Annotated in this window: 14 protein-coding genes; 7 read left to right on the top strand and 7 right to left on the bottom strand. The window is 62.2% G+C overall.

Going from position 1 to position 15,083, the window contains the following annotated elements:
- Positions 1 to 23 precede the first annotated feature (23 nt).
- Entirely contained in the window at positions 24 to 899 is an 876-nt protein-coding gene (locus ACZ6WW_RS18210; RefSeq protein ID WP_465275436.1) for a 23S rRNA (adenine(2030)-N(6))-methyltransferase RlmJ, read from the bottom strand.
- A 161-nt stretch (positions 900 to 1,060) separates the two neighbouring features.
- On the opposite strand from ACZ6WW_RS18210, the gene ACZ6WW_RS18215 reads away from it, so the two are divergent.
- From ACZ6WW_RS18215 to ACZ6WW_RS18230, 4 genes are all read left to right on the top strand, one after another.
- Positions 1,061 to 1,411, top strand: coding sequence for a hypothetical protein (locus tag ACZ6WW_RS18215; RefSeq protein ID WP_281849718.1), 351 nt, complete (start codon positions 1,061 to 1,063; stop codon positions 1,409 to 1,411).
- A 110-nt stretch (positions 1,412 to 1,521) separates the two neighbouring features.
- The gene (locus tag ACZ6WW_RS18220) at positions 1,522 to 3,237 is read left to right on the top strand and encodes a copper resistance system multicopper oxidase (protein WP_465275437.1); all 1,716 of its coding nucleotides are present in this window, start codon (positions 1,522 to 1,524) and stop codon (positions 3,235 to 3,237) included.
- Complete coding sequence (locus ACZ6WW_RS18225) at positions 3,234 to 4,124, top strand: copper resistance protein B (protein WP_465275438.1); 891 nt, start codon at positions 3,234 to 3,236, stop codon at positions 4,122 to 4,124. The genes ACZ6WW_RS18220 and ACZ6WW_RS18225 overlap by 4 nt, the downstream gene beginning before the upstream one ends.
- A gap of 16 nt (positions 4,125 to 4,140) precedes the next feature.
- On the top strand, positions 4,141 to 4,752 hold the full coding sequence (locus ACZ6WW_RS18230; RefSeq protein WP_465275439.1) for a c-type cytochrome: 612 nt from the start codon (positions 4,141 to 4,143) through the stop codon (positions 4,750 to 4,752).
- On the opposite strand, the gene ACZ6WW_RS18235 is transcribed toward ACZ6WW_RS18230, so the two are convergent.
- From ACZ6WW_RS18235 to ACZ6WW_RS18255, 5 genes are all read right to left on the bottom strand, one after another.
- Positions 4,749 to 5,678, bottom strand: a complete 930-nt coding sequence (locus ACZ6WW_RS18235; RefSeq protein ID WP_465275440.1) for a DMT family transporter — start codon at positions 5,676 to 5,678, stop codon at positions 4,749 to 4,751. The two genes, ACZ6WW_RS18230 and ACZ6WW_RS18235, sit on opposite strands and share 4 nt — an antisense overlap.
- A gap of 48 nt (positions 5,679 to 5,726) precedes the next feature.
- Positions 5,727 to 7,862: an AsmA family protein gene (locus ACZ6WW_RS18240; protein ID WP_465275441.1), complete on the bottom strand. Its 2,136-nt coding sequence runs from the start codon at positions 7,860 to 7,862 to the stop codon at positions 5,727 to 5,729.
- 283 nt (positions 7,863 to 8,145) lie between these two features.
- A complete protein-coding gene (locus ACZ6WW_RS18245; protein WP_465275442.1) occupies positions 8,146 to 8,934 on the bottom strand; it encodes a siderophore-interacting protein in 789 nt (262 codons plus the stop codon).
- Between the two features lie 66 nt (positions 8,935 to 9,000).
- The gene (locus ACZ6WW_RS18250; protein ID WP_465275443.1) at positions 9,001 to 9,384 is read right to left on the bottom strand and encodes a Fur family transcriptional regulator; all 384 of its coding nucleotides are present in this window, start codon (positions 9,382 to 9,384) and stop codon (positions 9,001 to 9,003) included.
- The gene (locus ACZ6WW_RS18255) at positions 9,377 to 9,970 is read right to left on the bottom strand and encodes a PadR family transcriptional regulator (protein WP_465275444.1); all 594 of its coding nucleotides are present in this window, start codon (positions 9,968 to 9,970) and stop codon (positions 9,377 to 9,379) included. The genes ACZ6WW_RS18250 and ACZ6WW_RS18255 overlap by 8 nt, the downstream gene beginning before the upstream one ends.
- A 166-nt stretch (positions 9,971 to 10,136) precedes the next feature.
- Here ACZ6WW_RS18255 and ACZ6WW_RS18260 point away from each other — a divergent pair, with 166 nt between their 5' ends.
- On the top strand, positions 10,137 to 12,038 hold the full coding sequence (locus ACZ6WW_RS18260) for an ABC transporter ATP-binding protein (RefSeq protein ID WP_465275445.1): 1,902 nt from the start codon (positions 10,137 to 10,139) through the stop codon (positions 12,036 to 12,038).
- A gap of 322 nt (positions 12,039 to 12,360) precedes the next feature.
- Here the strand turns inward: ACZ6WW_RS18260 and ACZ6WW_RS18265 are convergent, their stop codons facing one another.
- Positions 12,361 to 13,290 carry a peptidylprolyl isomerase gene (locus tag ACZ6WW_RS18265; RefSeq protein WP_465275446.1) on the bottom strand — a complete coding sequence of 310 codons (930 nt, stop codon included), beginning with the start codon at positions 13,288 to 13,290 and terminating at the stop codon, positions 12,361 to 12,363.
- 134 nt (positions 13,291 to 13,424) lie between these two features.
- On the opposite strand from ACZ6WW_RS18265, the gene ACZ6WW_RS18270 reads away from it, so the two are divergent.
- A complete protein-coding gene (locus ACZ6WW_RS18270; RefSeq protein ID WP_281849707.1) occupies positions 13,425 to 13,943 on the top strand; it encodes an RNA polymerase sigma factor in 519 nt (172 codons plus the stop codon).
- Entirely contained in the window at positions 13,936 to 15,048 is a 1,113-nt protein-coding gene (locus tag ACZ6WW_RS18275; RefSeq protein ID WP_465275447.1) for a FecR family protein, read from the top strand. Before ACZ6WW_RS18270 ends, ACZ6WW_RS18275 begins: the two co-directional genes overlap by 8 nt.
- The last annotated feature ends 35 nt before the right edge of the window (positions 15,049 to 15,083 follow it).

Below are 15,083 nucleotides of genomic sequence, written 5' to 3' on the forward strand. Positions count from 1 at the left end.
CTGGAGATAACCAAGCTTAGCGTTCAGGGCGCTTCCTCGACCAGCCAGTCGAGCCGCGTCTGGGCCGGGCGATCCTGCGAGAGCAACCGTCCCAGTGCATGCATCGGTTCGCGCAAGGCCTCGTCGAGTTTCCAGGGCGCGTTGAGTATGACCATGCCCGAGCCGTTGAGACGGAGCGGTGAATCGTCCGGGCGAATCAGCAGCTCCGCACGCAGCACGCGCTTGACGCCACTGTGTTGCAGCCAGCGGTGGAACGGTTGTACCTGGCTGCGGCGCTTGATCGGATACCACACCGCATAGACGCCGCCAGGCCAACGCAGCAAGGCGTTCTTGATGGTTTTCTCGATCGTGCGGTATTCGTCTTCCTGGGCTTCGAAGGGCGGGTCGATCAGGACCAGGCCACGCTTTTCCTGCGGCGGCACGAAGCCCTTGAGCGCCTCGTAGCCATCGCGCTGATGTACATGAACGCGTGCATCGCGATGAAACAAGTCGCGCAGGCGCGTGGCTTCTTCCGGGTGCAATTCGCATAGCTGTGCGCTGTCGCTGGCGCGCATCGCGCGGGCTACCTGCAGCGGCGAGCCGGGGTAGAGCTTCAAGCCGTCCTCATTGCCGGGCAGGTCGAGAATGGTCTGCAGCCAGCGCTGCAGCAGGCTGGGCAGCGCCGGTGCGCTGCCGTCGCCATGCATGTCCGGAAAGAGCAGGCGCGCGATGCCATCCTTGTATTCGCCGGTCTTGCCGGCCTGCATGCCATCGAGCGCGTAGCAGCCGCTGCCGGCATGCGTATCGACAAAGCAGAATGGCGACGGTTTGGCCTTGAGCGCCTCGATCAGCGCAAAAAGCACGGCGTGCTTGAGAACGTCGGCAAAATTGCCGGCGTGGAAGGCGTGGCGATAATTCATGGCGTCGGCGCTTTGATGTGATCCGCAGTATAGAGGGAGTGCCCTGATGGCGCTGGACTTCGGCATTCGCGGGGGCGCCGATGCGAGGTAAAGCCCGATGGAAGGGGCTTGGAGCCTGCTCCAGAGTTGAGCGCCCTGTGCATGCTGGCTATCCTCGCCCCATGCCCCGTCGCTCGCTCCAGCCCTTCCGCCGTTCCCGCCATGTGTTGGCCTGGGCGCTGTGTGCGTGGCTGGCGCTGGTGAGCATGGCCTGGGCACAGACCGATTGTTGTACAGGCATGCATATGCCCGACAGCGCGGGCATGCACGATACCGGACATGCGCATGGCCAGGGTCCGATGGCCACCGCCGACTGTGCCTGCGTGCACGCCCCGGCCACGCTGCCACCTACCGTGGCACTGGGCATGATCTCCCGGCTACCAGCCCATCCGCTGGCAGTGCAGGGACACCGCTCCGCGCCACAGCGCGCGCAATCCCCTCCATTACGGCCACCGGCGAATGACTTCGCCTGAATAACGGTATTCATGGCAGCAGATGTTTGTGGTGCTGCCACGGATGAGCATCGTTTTGGCCGAGCGTCCGCTTTCGCATAGCCGGACGGACGGCCGTTGGAGTCGACATCATGAGTAAGCAGGATCCGCGCGGCCTTTCGCTGCCGCGTCGGCGCTTCGTTCAAGGTCTGACCCTGGGCGGCGTCGCTGCCGGGCTGGGGCTGTTTCGCAGCGGCGATGTTTTCGCCGCCACTGACACACCGCGCACCGAACTGAGCGGCACCCATTTCGAGCTGGAAATCGGCGAGTTGCCGGTGGATTTCACTGGGAGCAAGCGTGTGGCCACGGTGGTCAACGGCCAGTTACCGGCCCCCTTGTTGCGCTGGCGCCAGGGCGAAACAGTGACCATCCGCGTACGCAACCGCCTTGCCGTTACCAGTTCGATTCACTGGCACGGCATCGTGCTGCCGGCCGATATGGATGGCGTGCCGGGCCTGAGTTTCGACGGCATCCCGCCGGGCGGCGAATACGTCTATCGCTTCACGGTGAATCAGGCAGGCACGTACTGGTATCACAGCCACTCGCGTTTCCAGGAACAGACCGGTTTGTATGGGCCGATCGTGATCGAGCCGCGCCAGGAACGTCACGCGGTGCAACGCGAGCACGTGATCCTGCTTAGCGATTGGACCGATACCGATCCGGAACGGATCTTCGCCAACCTGAAAAAGCAAAGCGATTACTACAACATCGGCAAGCGCACGATGGGCGACTTTCTGCGCGACGCCAGCCGGCAAGGTCTGTCGCAGGCGCTGGGCGAACGGCGCATGTGGAACCAGATGCGCATGGATCCCACCGATCTGGCCGACGTATCGGCCATGACCTATACCTATCTGATCAACGGCTCCACGCCAGCGGGCAACTGGACCGGCTTGTTCGATGCGGGCGAAAAAGTACGGCTGCGTTTTATCAACGGCTCATCGATGACTTTTTTCGATGTGCGTATCCCCGGTCTCAAAATGACCGTGGTGGCCGCCGACGGGCAGCCGATCGAACCGGTGACCGTCGACGAGTTTCGCATCGCCAATGCGGAGACCTACGATGTGATCGTCGAGCCGGCGGCCGACCGCGCCTGGACGATCTTTGCACAGAGCATGGATCGTTCCGGTTTCGCCCGCGCCACGCTGGCACCGCGAGCCGGCATGGTGGCCGATGTGCCGGCGCTCGATTCTCGTCCCTTGCTCGCCATGAGCGACATGATGGGACAGATGCAGCACGGTGGCATGAGCCACGACATGCATGGCATGCCCGGGATGGCCATGGACCATGGCGCCATGGGCGACATGTCGATGCGCGGCCATGGCCCAGAAATCGACATGCGTGTGCCGCAGCCGCGCAGCAACCTGGATGATCCTGGTGTGGGCTTGCGTGACAACGGCCGGCGCGTGCTCAGTTATGCCGACCTGCATGCGGTCGATGCGCCGATCTCGCCCAGGATCGATCGCGAGATGACGCTACACCTCACCGGCAATATGGAACGCTATCTCTGGTCGTTCGACGGCAAGCGCTTCTCCGACACCGGGCCTATCCAGCTGCGCCACGGTGAACACGTGCGCGTGGTGCTGATCAACGACACCATGATGACTCACCCGATCCATTTGCACGGCATGTGGAGCGAGCTGGAGTCTCCCGATGGCGCGTTCCAGGTACGCAAGCACACCGTGGTGGTTCAGCCGGCACAACGCGTGGCCTATCGCGTCAGCGCCGATGCGATCGGCCGCTGGGCCTACCACTGTCATCTCCTCTATCACATGGAAGCGGGCATGATGCGCGAAGTGGTGGTGGCATGAAGCGGCTTTTGATGTTTCTCCTGCTGTGCGGTGTTTCGGGCCTGGCGTATGCGCAACAGACGAAGCCCGCGGACGACATGCAGGATATGCCGATGGACGATATGCCCGGCATGTCCATGCCGCATCAGCATCACGACGTGCCTCCGGCCGCCGCTTCATCGTCGCCATTGCCGCCGAACGATCACGTTCCGCCACCGCCGCCGCAGCATGTCATGGCACAGCATGCCATGTCCGACGCGATGGATATGCACGACACCGGCACGCGCGGCATGCTGTTGATCGACCGCCTGGAGCGTACGCGCACCACAGGCGGCGACAACGCCACAGCCTGGGAGGGCGAGGGCTGGTGGGGCAGCGATATCGATCGCCTGTGGATACGCAGCGAGGGTGAGCGCCAGCGTGGCGTAACGCAAGATGGACGCGTCGACGTGCTATGGGGTCATGCCTGGACGACTTATTGGGATGGTCAGCTTGGCCTGCGCCAGGACATCGGTAACGGGCCCAAGCGGCAATGGCTGGCCGTCGGTGTGCAAGGCCTGGCACCTTACTGGTTCGAAACACAGGCGACGTTCTATGCGGGAGAGCAAGGACGTACGGCTCTGCGTCTGGAAAGCAGCTATGACGTGCTGTTTACCCAGCGGCTGATATTGACGCCGAAGATCGAGCTGAACCTTTATAGCCGCAACGATCCGCAGCGTGCGATTCGTGCCGGTCTGTCCGAGGCCGAAGCCGGCTTGCGTTTGCGCTACGAATTCAGCCGACGCTTTGCGCCCTATGTCGGGGTGTCGTGGGCTTACCGGCGTATTGCCAACGCACCCACCGATGTCCTGCTTGATACCGCCGCGCACGAAACGACCTGGGTTGCCGGCATCCGTTTCTGGTTCTAGATACTCAACGAGGGGAATGATCTTGAAAACATTGTTTGTTGTCTTGGTGATACTCGCGGTGGCTGCTGCCGCCTTTATATATTCCGGCGTTTACGATATCGGCGCAGACCGTCCCCATTGGGGCGTAACCACGCAGATCGTCGAGACACTGCGCGAGCGATCGATTGCACGAGAGTCGGCCGGTGTAACGGTGCCTACTGACCTGGATGCCCAGACACGCATTCACTCGGGCGCCGAACACTACGCGCAGATGTGCGCCGCCTGTCATTTGACGCCCGGCATGCGCAGCACCGAGTTGCGGCAGGGGCTTTATCCGCAGCCGCCGGATCTGGCCAAGCTCGGCATCGCCGATCCGGCCAAGGCGTTCTGGGTGATCAAGCACGGCGTCAAGATGACGGCCATGCCGGCATGGGGCGTCAGCCATAGCGATGATGCCATCTGGGACATGGTGGCCTTTATCCGTCAGTTGCCCAAGCTCGATGAAGACGGTTTTGTCGCGCTGGCCGGTACGCACGGTGACGACGGGCACGGTGGCGGACACCATCATCATGACGAAGGGCATGACGATCACGATGGCGATCACGATCACGACGAGCATCCGGCATCACCGGCCTCGGCGGCGCATTAGTCGACTATGTTGTGGCTCTCCGCGGTAGCCAGCAGCTCGGTCTTCGCCGGCTGGCTATCGCGGCGGTGTAGGAAAGGATGGGCGAACACGGCAGTCAGGATCACCGCGACGCCAAGATAGAACCAGGTGTCGAGCTGACGTTGTTCGCCCAGCAATACGATAGCCAGCACGATCGCATACACCGGTTCGAGATTGGTCACCATCTGCGTCTCGAAGGCGCTCATCTGACGCAGTGCGACGAGTGCCAAGGCGAAGGGCAGCAAGGTGCAGCCGAATGACAGCAGGAGCAGCAGCGCTGCATCATGCGCACCGGGTAGCATGAAAGCGGGGCCCGCATGCGGAAGAAACGGTGCGAGCAAGGTGAGAAAAAGCGTGCCCGAGCCCAGTTCGATGCAGGTGACGGTCAGCGGATCGCCATGCTCGACCAGACGCTTGTTGAGCGAGCCGAAGATGGCCACCAGCAGCGCAGATAGCGCGCCCACCGCAATACCCAGCCGCATTTCCACCGGCACGCCACCCACCACCATGGCGACGCCGGGAATGACCAGGAGACCGATCAGCAGCTCGCGCGGATCAAAGCGACGGCGCGCGATCCACGGCTCGATAAAAGCGAGAAAGACCGGGCCCAGGGCAATACAGGTTGCGCCGACCGATGCGTTCGATAATTTGATCGCCGCATAAAACGTCAGCCAGTGCAGCGACACGATCGCACCGATACCGGCATACGCCCAGCGCAATCTGGCCGGCATGGCCTTGAGCCCGCGCCACACCCTGGGCACCAGCAACAGCGCCGAGGTCACCAGCAAAGTACGCCACCAGACCAGCGGCAGCGCCTGCAGGGTGATCTGCTTGCCGAGAATGGCCGTGAATCCCCAGAGCAGGACGCAGAAGTGGATTTGTAGGCGGGCTTTGGCGGCGGGCTGCACGGTGCGGGATCGTCGTGGCGGTCCCGCATTGTACGTGGTGTGAGCCGATCACTTCGCCTTCGGTTGCACCGGCGCCTTTACCTTTGTTCCGCGCATCTGCTCCAGCACGCCCTGGCATGCATTCTCCTGGTTGCCTCGACTCGGGACCACCAGCGGCGCCAGCGCGGCCGCCGGTGCGGCGAATATCCCCAGGGCCAGGGCGCCGCCGCCGCGCAGAATCAGCCCGGCCGAATGCACGCCGACATCGGGGTTCTTCAGCGTGCCCTTGACGTACAGCGGCGAGCGCAGCGAGAACACCCGGAAGCCCTTGGTATGCGGCGTGACATCAAGGTCCAGGCGTTCGGTGGCGAAGTTGACGTTGCCGTCGACGTCGATGATCGCGTCTTCCGTGTCGAGGACGAACAGCTTGGTCTGGAATACGCCGTTGGCGGCGACCAGGTCCGAAGCGGCGCAGTTGATCTTGACCGTCTTGTCGCCGAACAACTTGCCGATGACCACGTTGCCGATATTGAGGCCCGCGGTTTCGAGCAAGGTCTTGCTGATCGCCCCGTCGTTCATCAGCAGCTTGACCTCGCCGTCGGCGGTGGCCAGCAGTTCGGCCACCGAGTTGCCATTCGAGCTCATGGCCATGTCGCCGTTGATTTCGCCGAAGCTGGTGTTCATCGCCTGAACGGTCGGGAACAGCTCTTTCAGTTTCAGATGGCGCGCTTTCAGATCCATCCGTCCGCGCATCGGTATCTGACTGCCGTCGAGGTGGATGAGCCCGGTGACGTTGCCGCCGGCCATGCCGAAGCTGAGTGGATCCAGATGCAGTTTGCCGTCCTCCAGCACGATATGTGTGCTCAAGTTGTCGATCGGCAGATTGGCATCGCGGATGATGCGCGTACCGGTAAACGTGACGTCCGCATCCATGGCTTTCCAGCGGTCTGTGCGAAAAGGCTCGACCGGTAGCGCTTTGTCGGCAGGCTGCGCGGTAGTGTCGCCGCGTTGCTGCTTTTGTTCTTTCGAATCGGCGCCGACCAGCGAACCCAGGTCCGAGAATTGCAGCAATTGCGAGTGCAACTTACCGGTCAGTTTCGGGCGCGGGGCGGCCGTGCTGAAATCGAGGCTGCCGCCCAGGTCGCTGCCGCCGACCCGGCCGCGGAAATTCTGGTAGCTGAAATGGCTGTTGTTCTTGTGCAGCTCGGCGATCAGGTGGCCTTCGGTGGCATAAGGCGGCGTATCGGGCAGCGTCAATCCAGTAAGCGGGTAGAGCTTTGCCATGCTGGTGCCGGAAAACCACAGGCGCAGATCGAGCGCAGCCAGGTGCATGGGATTGGTCAAGGTGCCGACCAGGGCGATATGCGAATCGCCCGCATGCACATCCGCCTGTACGGGGAAGGGTTGGTCGTTGCGCTGCAAGGCCAGCACGCCGCCGGTCTTGCCATCGCCCGATAGCGGTGCACCCTGATAACTACCCTTGGCCTGCCAGGCGAATGCGTAGGCGGAGGTGGGACGCGTCTTGGGTTCGCTTTCCGTTTGCGCATTGGCTAGCGTTTTCTTCGCGTCGCCACCGGCAGTTTTTTGTGCCTCGTCGCGTGCGCGCGCCGACTGCTGCGCCACGATCTCGTCATACGGGATGGCTTTTTGCAGCGGCTCGATATTCACCTGTAGCTGGATTTTGCTGGAGGCATCGTCGAGAGCGATATGGCCACGATCGAAGCCGATCGCACCCAGGTCGAGGCTCCATGTCGAAGGGCCGGTGCTTTGCGGCAGGGTGAAGTCCCAGGTGGCACGCCCTTGCTTGTCACGCTGCAGGTCGATGTTCGGCTGTACCAACTGCACGGTAGGTATGGTGATGCGATGCGCCAGCAAGGCCAGCGGCGAGAGGCGGAAGCGCAGGGCATCGAGCGTGGCGAACTGCTTGTTCGTGGCCCAGTCCGGGTTGGCTATGCGGATCTGTTGCGCAACGAATTCCGGCCACGGCACGATCGCCGCCAGGCCACCCTGGTCAGGTTCGCGCTGCCAATGCACGCTCAGGTCGCCCTGAATCTCGAACTGTCGTCCGATCGCCTGGCTGACCTTGTCGTTGATAAAAGGCTTGGCCCGGTTCCAGTCGAAGGTGGCGATCACGATGATGACGATTGCGATCAGCAAGACCAGGATGCCTCCGATCCAGCTCAGCACTTTCCGGCCGCGCTTCATTTCTTGCTTCTCCCATGCGTTGGCATGGGGTTATGGATACCGTGTCCTATGCATACAGAGTGTCGTCGTTGGTGAGATTGCTCACGGGGTGTTCACGTGAATCTCAGGACTTAGAGCTCCCCTCACCCTAACCCTCTCCCCCGGCAAAGCCAGGGGAGAGGGAATCTATTGAGGGTGCTTCAGTGTTTCGCACTTGCGCAGCCTGCTCCCTCTCCCATGGCTTTGCCGGGGGAGAGGGTTGGGGTGAGGGGGCAGGTGCTCGCGGCATGCCTCACCAAATCAATCAATCGTCGCTATCGCCAAACTTCCAATAACCCGTGGCCTTCACATGCTCCTTAGGCAAGTCACGATGCTCGCTTAACCATTGACGCATGTTGCGTGCACGCTTCGACTCAGTAGCGATCCAATAAAACGTATCACCGTTGGGCGACACAAATTGCTGCAAGGCCTGTTCCAGCAATGTGCTACTCGCAGCATCGTCACCCTTGCGATCCAGCCACTGCACATCGAAATGCGCATTCGAACTCAGGCTCTGCCGGTCGGCCGATTCGGGAATCTCAATGAACACAGTCGCCTTGGCATGCGACGGCAGCTCTTCCAGCCAGCGACCGATCGCGGGCACGGCGGTTTCATCGCCCGCCATGACGTAGTGATCGAAATCATCGGCGACGATAAACGAGCCCCGTGGGCCGCCCGCACCAAGCTGTTGCCCCGGTGTGGCTTGCGCCGCCCACGTCGCCGCGGGACCGTCGCCATGCAGGACAAAGTCCACGGTCAGTTCGCCGCGGGTTTCGTCGTGGCTGCGTGGCGTGTAGTCGCGCATGGGCGAGGGTTCCTTGCCGGGCGGATACTCCAGGCCGTTGGCGCCGAGTGTCGGGCGTACGATCTCGCCGTGGCTGTTGGGAAAGAACAGCTTGACGTGATCGTCCGGCGCGGCGCTGATAAAGCCGGCCAGCTCGGGGCCGCCGAGTACGATGCGTTGCATGTGAGGGGTCAGACGTTCTACGCGCAGCACATCGAGCTGGCGCATCACCACCGTATGACGAACCATGCGTGGTTCATGTCTTGCCATGAATGCTCCTTGGGGGAAAGTAAGCAGCCGGCTACTGGCTCGGATGAGCGATGGCGTGGCGGGGAATCAGTAGATGAAGTCGCCGTTGCGGCGAATCAAGCGGTAGCCCAGGCGCTCGGCGATCTGCCGCACGACGGCCAGGGCATCCATGTCCGGCGGTGTCGCAGCGGGTTGCGCCGTGCCGGCAAGTCGCCAATGGATGCGCCCATGAGCCTCGCTGTGTACCTGCACCAGGGCGTGCTGTTCCAGCTCGCGCATGAAGCGGTACACCGTGCCGATACTGGCGCGTGGATAGTGTTCGCGTGCCTGTACAAGCAACGCCACCGCATCCATGGCGTCCTGTCGTGCCACCAGGGCAGCCAGCACGGCGCGTCGGGGGGCGGTCATTTGCAGGCCAGCGGCCTTGCAGCGTTGCTGCCAGCGATCCAGATCCTCGCCGGGGCTATTCACGGCGCTGCCCGGTGGCGATGTCGGTGGCCGCTTTTTCGAGAATGGCCGCAACGCGTTGGGTTTCCGCACGGGTCCACTCCGTACCGCGCATCAGCAGGGCATGCTTGAGGGCATGCATGGCCTGGCGGATGGCCTGCGGCGCTGACATCTTCGCAGCCATGCGCGCGCTGTGTTCGGTGCGTTCGGTCATGGCTTCGACCGCGGCACGGTTTTCGTCGAGGAAGCGGCGTCCCTCGTCGGTGATTGCATAGAGCTTGCGTCCGCCCTGTTCGTTCTCCACCTGCGCATGTCCCATTTCTTCCAGCATGGTCAGCGTGGGGTAGATGGCGCCGGGGCTGGGCGAGTAGTGGCCATGAAACATTTCTTCGATGATGCGAATCATCTCGTAGCCGTGACGCGGCTGTTGTTCGAGCAGGGCGAGCAGCAGCAGTTTCAGATCGCCGTGACCGAACATGCGGCCGCCGCCGCGCCGGCCGCCGCCACGCAGCTCGTTCCAGTCGGCAAAGAAATCCCCGCCCGGGCCGCCACGAAAGCCGTGCCGTGCAGCATGGTGTTCAAAAGCCCGGTCGTGGTGTTCCTCGTGCATGGCCCGGAATCGATGGCGCATCGCATGAAATAACGAATGGTGTCCACGCATGATCAGGTCCTCTCGTAGTATCTAAGATGTAATTACGATATATCGTAAGTGTATCTAAAGACAAGCCCCCATGGCATGCTCCGGCTTTCGGCTAAGGCCGGACCCGGAAGTAACGATGCCGCGCGAATACAGCATGGGTGGGCGAGCAGCTAAGGGTGGGGCCAGTCGTGGCGAGCCACCGCCCAAGCAAAGTCTGCGCGAGCGCTTCAGCGCCTTGCGCAACCTGCCGCCGTTCCTGCTCGGCATATGGCGAACCAGCCCCTGGCTGTGCATCTGGACCATCGTCCTGAGGCTGGCACGCGCACTGCTGCCGGTAGTGACGCTCTACGTCGGCAAGTTGATCATCGACGAAGTCACGCATCTGATCCGCGCGGGAGGTTTCCATGGCGGGCTGTCCGACTGGCTGGCTGATGCGCAGATGCATCGCCTTTGGGCCTTGCTCGCGCTGGAATTCTCGCTGGCGATCGCCGCGGACATTCTGGGCCGTATCGTCTCGCTGATCGATTCGCTGCTGTCCGAGCTTTACAGCAACGCTACCAGTATCGAATTGATGCTGCATGCCGCTTCGCTCGACCTGGAAGACTTCGAAGATGCCGATCTGCAGGATCGCCTGGATCGCGCGCGACGCCAGGTGGCCGGCCGCAGTTCACTGCTCTCGCAGTTGCTCGGGCAGGCGCAGGACATCGTCACCATCGTCAGCTTTGCGGTGGGTCTGGCCGTCTATGCGCCTTGGTTGATTCTGCTGTTGCTGATCGCGCTGGTGCCGGTCTTTGTCGGCGAGCTGCATTTCAATGCGCAGAGTTACGCGGTCAATTACCAATGGACCCCGGAGCGACGCGAGCTGGACTACCTGCGCATGGTCGGCGCCAGCGCGCAAACGGCCAAGGAAGTCAAAAGCTTCAACCTCAATGATTTCCTGATCGACCGTTATCGCGTGCTGTCCAAGTCGATCTATCGCGCCAACCGCAGCATCGCACTGCGCCGCGCCGGCTGGGGCGGTCTGTTCACCACCATCGGCACGATCGGCTATTACCTCGCCTACGCGATCATTGCGTTTCGCACGGTAAGCGGCGATTTCACCATCGGCGATCTCACCTTCCTGTCCGCTTCGTTCCGCCGGCTGCGCAGCTTGCTGGAGAACCTGCTGATCGGTTTCTCGCAGGTGGCAGGGCAGGCGCTTTATCTGGATGACCTGTTTTCGTTCTTCCAGATCAAGCCGGAAATCTATACGCCCGAGCACCCTCGGCCGTTTCCTAATCCGATCCGCGAAGGCTTCGTATTCGAGGATGTGGGTTTCCGTTATCCCGATGCCGAGCGTTGGGCGGTGCGCAACCTCAACTTCACGTTGCGTGCGGGTGAGGTGCTGGCGCTGGTGGGCGAAAACGGTGCCGGTAAGACGACTCTGGTCAAATTACTTTCGCGACTCTACGACCCGGACGAGGGCCGCATTCTGCTCGATGGTCACCCATTGAGCGAATACGATCTGCACGAGTTGCGTGCGAATACCGGGGTGATCTTTCAGGACTTCGTGCGCTACTTCCTGAGTGCTGCCGACAATATTGCTGTCGGCCGCATTGAGGCGCGCGACGATCGCGAGCGCATCACCGATGCAGCGCGCCGCAGCGTTGCCGACGAGGTGATCGCCAAGCTGCCCAAGGGTTATGAGCAGATGCTGGGCAAGCTGTTCAAGGGTGGCGTGGATCTTTCCGGTGGCGAGTGGCAGAAGATCGCCATCGCTCGTGCGTACATGCGCGATGCGCAGCTATTGATCCTGGACGAGCCGACCGCGGCGCTGGATGCGCGCTCGGAGTTCGAGGTGTTTCAGCGCTTCAAGGAACTGTCGCAGGGCAAGACCGCGGTGCTGATCTCGCATCGCTTTTCGACGGTGCGCATGGCCGACCGCATCATGGTGCTCGAAGGCGGCAGCATCGTGGAGATCGGCAGTCATGCGGACTTGCTTGCCGCCGGCGGTCACTATGCCGAGCTGTTTGAGTTGCAGGCGGCGGGGTATCGTTGATTACACTATGGAGTGGACAGGACCTCAGGGAAGCCAATGTCAGCCCAGCCGCATATCCATTGCCCGCTTTGCTCGTGGGAACCCAAGATTGACAGCCGCTGGTATTGCGCGCCGGGCGAGCCCGGTTCGGGCTGCGGCACGCGCTGGCATACGTTCTGGACGGCCGGCTGCTGTCCGGGCTGCGGCCATTTTTGGGAGAAGACTCAATGCTTTTCGTGCAAGCAGTCTTCTCCGCATCAATCCTGGTATCACTATCCGGAAGGCAACAGCGAATCGACAGAGCGAGAGCGCTCTGTCGAAACGGCGGTCTAGCGGCTGCTAGCTACTTTGCGTCACGCACGGGGACATTGATGCTGCACAAGTCGATCTTGCCCGCCGGTACGGTGTAGAAATCATCATACCGATTGCGCTTCGCCTCGATCAACGCGGCAAACGTCGGGCTATCGGTACGCAACACCTGCAACTTCGGCCGCTGTGCCGCGGGCATATCGGCAAGCAGGGTGACCGAGCGGATCGTCGTGCGCTGTTCGGGCTTCTCGTAGAAACCCAACGCCCCGGTACCGCGCGGGAAAGCCGACAGGAACTCCATGCCTTGCAGTACTCGGCCGGCCACGGCCAGATTACGGTCGAGACCGCGCGGTGCCTGGCCGATGATGGCGTAAAGCGAACTGCCGCTACCGGTTTCCGGACCGACATCGCGGGCCACGCCAACAGCGCCATAGCAATGGGTCAGCCACTCCTGGCCGGTGGACTTGTCGCGCGCCACCGGGAAGCCCTCGGAGAAGCCGACTTCGGGCGCATAGACGTCGCCATCGGGCAGGGCAGTCCACGGCAGTTTGTCATCGATCGGACGGGTGTATTCGGGCGGCAGGGTTTTGCTGGCCTTGCCCAGCGAACGGAGCTTGGACTTGTCGCCCTTGTCGTCGTCTTCCGGATCGCCCCATTGGGTAACGAAGTTATCCTGCACGCGGATGATCGCCAGGCCATCGAAATAGTGGCCACGCACCAGGGTGCGGATGTTTTCCGCGTGCCGCGGCGTAAAGTCCGGCGCCAGCTCGATCACCACGCGCCCCTGCGGTAACTGCATCACCACGACGTTCTGCGGATCGGGGCTGCGCCATTCTTCCGGCTTGGCGTGATCCAGCAACTCCTTGGGCGAAGGGGTCTTTCCGGATTCGGCGGCCATGGCCGCTGGCAATGCCAGCGCGCAGAGCAACGAGAGGCCAAGCAGGGACGGAGCGAGTCGGCGCATGACGGACCTTGCGGTAATCGAAGAAGCGGTGAAGGTAGCAGAGGCGGGTTGCGCTTTCATCGTGCCGTCACATATCGCCTTTAGCGTGGCCGGTTCATTGCAGACGGCCCCCGGCCGTTCCGTACGGGTCCGTAGTGAGCGCCGACAAGCACAACACGTGGTCCAAGCTGTTTGCCGAGCAAGGGGCATGGCTCAATAGCTATGTCATGCGGCGGGTCGCGCACGCCTGGGACGCGCAGGATCTTGTGCAGGAGGTCTATCTGCGCCTGCTGCGCAGCGATCGCGGCGGCCAGGAGGACATCCGCAATCCGGAGGCGTATCTGGTCACGGTAGCGTCGAACCTGATCAAGGAACGCGCACAGATGAAGCGTCGCGCTCCGGTAAGCAGCGAAGGTCTGGAAGAAGTGCTGGACCGGCTGAGCGCACCCTGCGAAGCCGACGCTCAGGTCGATCAAGGCCTTCGACGGCAGCGACTGGGACAATTGATTGGACGGCTATCGCCCAAATGCCGTGCGGTGTTGGTACTGCACTATCGCGATGAACTGGGTTATCGCGAGATCGGCGAACGTCTGGGTATCTCGCCGAACATGGTCAAGAAGTACATCGTCAAAGGACTGGCGGCATGCCGGCAAGGGATGCTTCGTTATGAATGAGACACAGCGCTTCAAGCACTCCGGAGAAAGCTCGCTGCGGCTTACCGAGCAGGCGGCAAGCTGGTATCTGGATCAGCGGGCGGGCATGTCCGAAGCGCAGCAAGGCGAGTTTCTGGCATGGCTGCGGCGCTCGCCGGCGCATTTGAGCGAGTATCTGGCGATCGCGCAGATGCATGGCGATATGCAGGTTGCCGCCACGATGGAGGCACTCAGCACGGATCAGCTGGTCGATCTGGCGGCCACCGAAAGTGCGGTGGTGGCCTTGCGCAAGCCAGCCCCCCTTCCAGCGCGAAAAGAGACTGCGCGGGTGCCGGCGCCACGTCGCCGCCATCGCGCCACGTGGCTGGCTGCAGCGGCGATGTTCGCCATCGTTGTATTGGGCGCTTCCGGCTGGTGGCTGGGACGTGAAGCTCCCGCAGACGTCTATAGCTCGGGCAACGATGCCGTGCGCAGCGTCGCCTTGTCTGACGGAACGCTGGTGCAACTCGATCGGCAGAGCACCATCGCGGTGCGTTTCGATGAGCACGCGCGCCATATCGAGATCGTAAGCGGCAACGCCTTGTTCGATGTCGGCAAGGATGCGGTCCGCCCGTTGAGCGTCACTGTGGGCGCAAATCTCTTGCGCGATATCGGCACGGTATTCGCAGTGCAGCGTACCGAGCAGGGTGCGGACGTTGCCGTCATCAGCGGCCGCGTGCAGGTTCTGGAGCGCGGCTCACGCTGGGCTGCCTGGCGCAACGAAACGGGCGCCTCACTAGCCGATCTGACGGGCGGCGAGCAGGCGCATATGGATGCGCAAGGTAGCGTGCGTCGTTCGACATCGACCGATCTTGCATCGGCAACCGCATGGCTGCCGACGGAAATTCGCTTTCAGCGCGATACGGTCGCGAATGTGGCGCGACGTTTCAACGCCTATACCACGCGTCCGTTGTTGATCGAAGATCCTGCGGTCGCGAACATGCGCTTGAGCGGTGTGTTTCACGCCCGCGACGTCGATGCCTTTATCGCTTATCTGCAGACATTGCCGCATGTGCGGATCGAGCGGGAAAAGGATCGGGTGCGCGTCGTTGTCGCCGGGTCGTCACAAAGTGCAACGCGGTTGTAGGAAAAAATTCATCGAAAAAACGGTACCCGATTTTT

The sequence above is a fragment of the Dyella sp. NPDC103356 genome (assembly GCF_055584465.1).

Excerpts from the sequence above, each read along its gene's own strand:
- ACZ6WW_RS18210 (WP_465275436.1), bottom strand. The coding sequence starts at position 899 with ATGAATTATCGCCACGCCTTCCACGCCGGCAATTTTGCCGACGTTCTC.
- ACZ6WW_RS18215 (WP_281849718.1), top strand. The coding sequence starts at position 1,061 with ATGCCCCGTCGCTCGCTCCAGCCCTTCCGCCGTTCCCGCCATGTGTTG.
- ACZ6WW_RS18220 (WP_465275437.1), top strand. The coding sequence starts at position 1,522 with ATGAGTAAGCAGGATCCGCGCGGCCTTTCGCTGCCGCGTCGGCGCTTC.
- ACZ6WW_RS18225 (WP_465275438.1), top strand. The coding sequence starts at position 3,234 with ATGAAGCGGCTTTTGATGTTTCTCCTGCTGTGCGGTGTTTCGGGCCTG.
- ACZ6WW_RS18230 (WP_465275439.1), top strand. The coding sequence starts at position 4,141 with ATGATCTTGAAAACATTGTTTGTTGTCTTGGTGATACTCGCGGTGGCT.
- ACZ6WW_RS18240 (WP_465275441.1), bottom strand. The coding sequence starts at position 7,862 with ATGAAGCGCGGCCGGAAAGTGCTGAGCTGGATCGGAGGCATCCTGGTC.
- ACZ6WW_RS18245 (WP_465275442.1), bottom strand. The coding sequence starts at position 8,934 with ATGGCAAGACATGAACCACGCATGGTTCGTCATACGGTGGTGATGCGC.
- ACZ6WW_RS18255 (WP_465275444.1), bottom strand. The coding sequence starts at position 9,970 with ATGCACGAGGAACACCACGACCGGGCTTTTGAACACCATGCTGCACGG.
- ACZ6WW_RS18260 (WP_465275445.1), top strand. The coding sequence starts at position 10,137 with ATGCCGCGCGAATACAGCATGGGTGGGCGAGCAGCTAAGGGTGGGGCC.
- ACZ6WW_RS18265 (WP_465275446.1), bottom strand. The coding sequence starts at position 13,290 with ATGCGCCGACTCGCTCCGTCCCTGCTTGGCCTCTCGTTGCTCTGCGCG.
- ACZ6WW_RS18275 (WP_465275447.1), top strand. The coding sequence starts at position 13,936 with ATGAATGAGACACAGCGCTTCAAGCACTCCGGAGAAAGCTCGCTGCGG.